A 1,984-nucleotide genomic window follows, 5' to 3' on the forward strand; every position below is an offset into this window, starting at 1 on the left:
AACACCACCGTCCCGCTGGTGACCCGCTACCAGGATCTGTGGAAGATCCACCGCGACTGGAAGACCTTCCAGTCCGGCCGTGGCGCCTCGCACCTCGCCGACCGTCGCTACGACGACCCGACCGACGTCGCCGTGTTCATCCCGCTCGACACCGACCCGCCGGTGCACAGCGAGTGGCGCAAGATCCTCGAGCCGCTGATGACCCTCAAGAAGATGGAAGCCCACGCGGAGCTCATCGAGACGATCGCCGCCGACCTGCTCAAGGGTCTCGAGGGGCGCACCCGGTTCAACGTGATGGACGAGTTCGTCCGTCCGCTGCAGGCCCGCGCGATCTTCGCCGTGATCCTCGGCGTGCCCAGCGACAGTGACCGGATCCTGCAGTTCTCGGCGTGGGCGCAGGACGCGCTCATCGTCCCCGAGCGCGCGGTCGAGGCCTTCGGCGCCCTCACGGAGGCGCTCCGCGAGATCCTCGAGGAGCGGCGGGCCAACCCGCGGGGCGAGGACGACATCGTGACGGTCCTGGCGAACTGCCGGCCCGGCGGGGAGGTCCCCGACGACGGCGACCTGCTCAAGATCATGATCGCGTTGACGCTCGGTGGGCTCGAATCCACGGGCACCGTGCTGAGCGGCACGATCCACCACATGGCCACGCATCCCGAGGACCTCAAGGAACTCCAGGACGACATGAGCCTGCTCGACGAGGCGATCGAGGAGGCGCTGCGGCTCTTCGTCAACGTGACGCTCACCCAGCGGACCGTCACCACCGAGACGACTCTCAACGGCTACGACCTCAAGCCCGGCGACAAGGTCTGGAACCTCCCGGGGTCGGCCAACCGCGACGAGTCGGTGTTCCCCGACGGCGACACCTGGAACGTGCGCCGCGAGAACAAGCGCCACGTCTCCTTCGGCGCCGGCATCCACCGCTGCCTCGGGTCCAACCTGGCCCGGATCTTCCTGCGGGTTGCCTTCACCTCCGTCCTCACCCGCATGCCGGGCGTGGCGCTCGTCCCGGATCAGGAGATCCACACCCACTCGATGCCGACCCGGGGACTCACCGAGTTCGAGGTCACCGTCGACGAGATCACCCCCGCCGCCGCGGTCAACTGACCGCGTACCGGACACAAAGAGAGGACACGTCATGAAGGTGAAGATCGACCACGAGTTCTGCGTGGGTCACGCCCGTTGCTACACGTTGGAGCCCGACTACATCGCCGAGGACGAGCGCGGCCGCGGGGTGGTCCGCGAGGACGCCCCGGAGATGTCCCCCGAGACGGCGCGCCGCCTCGTCCGGGCGTGCCCGGAATCCGCGATCTCCATCGTGCGCGAGTAGTCCAGCCCGACTAGGTGAGTTAGAGATGACCATGGTTTCCGAACCCCTGCAGTCCCAGTTCGTCGATCCGGGTGACCTCCCGGTCGGAGACGCCTCGCTCCTCGCCGTGGTCGCCGGTCGGCGGGAGTGCGCGCGCGGAGTCGTCGAGCTCGTCCTCGAGTCCGTCGACGGCGTCGACCTCCCGGCCTGGGAGCCCGGCGCCCACATCGACCTCGTGCTCGAGGACGACCTCATCCGGCAGTACTCCCTGTGTGGCGATCCCCTCGATCGCCGGAGCTACCGCGTGGCCGTCCTGCTCGAGCCCGAGGGTCGGGGCGGGTCGCGGCGCATCCACGAGCAGCTGTCGGTGGGGTCCCGGATCGAGGTGCGGGGCCCGCGGAACCACTTCCCGCTCCACCAGTCCCCGCGCTACCTGTTCATCGCCGGGGGCATCGGGGTCACCCCGATGCTCCCGATGGTGGGCGCCGCCGAGCGGGCCGGCGCGGACTGGCGCCTGGTCTACGGCGGTCGGTCCGAGGAGACCATGGCCTACCTGGACGAGTTGGGGGCCCTGGGCGACCGGGTGACCTTCTGGCCGGCGGACAGCAAGGGGCTGATCGATCTCGAGAAGTTCCTCGGGACGCCGGCCGAGGGGACCCTGGTCTACAGCTGTGG

At 69.3% G+C, this 1,984-nt stretch carries 3 protein-coding genes; all 3 read left to right on the forward strand.

From position 1 onward, the window contains the following. Nucleotides 1-1,107 (forward strand): cytochrome P450 (locus tag B4M60_RS02480; RefSeq protein ID WP_291079969.1); only part of this gene is annotated, 1,107 nt, incomplete at its 5' end. Between the two features lie 31 nt (nucleotides 1,108-1,138). Further along, the gene (locus tag B4M60_RS02485; protein WP_291079971.1) at nucleotides 1,139-1,330 is read left to right on the forward strand and encodes a ferredoxin; all 192 of its coding nucleotides are present in this window, start codon (nucleotides 1,139-1,141) and stop codon (nucleotides 1,328-1,330) included. Nucleotides 1,331-1,355: 25 nt separating this feature from the next. After that, on the forward strand, nucleotides 1,356-1,984 hold a 629-nt coding region (locus B4M60_RS02490), incomplete at its 3' end, for a ferredoxin reductase (RefSeq protein ID WP_291079973.1).

The sequence above is a fragment of the Dietzia sp. UBA5065 genome (genome assembly GCA_002415925.1).
Classification (GTDB): domain Bacteria; phylum Actinomycetota; class Actinomycetes; order Mycobacteriales; family Mycobacteriaceae; genus Dietzia.

What these genes read in the sequence shown, in the direction of transcription:
- B4M60_RS02485 (WP_291079971.1), top strand. Translation starts at nt 1,139, where the DNA reads ATGAAGGTGAAGATCGACCACGAGTTCTGCGTGGGTCACGCCCGTTGC.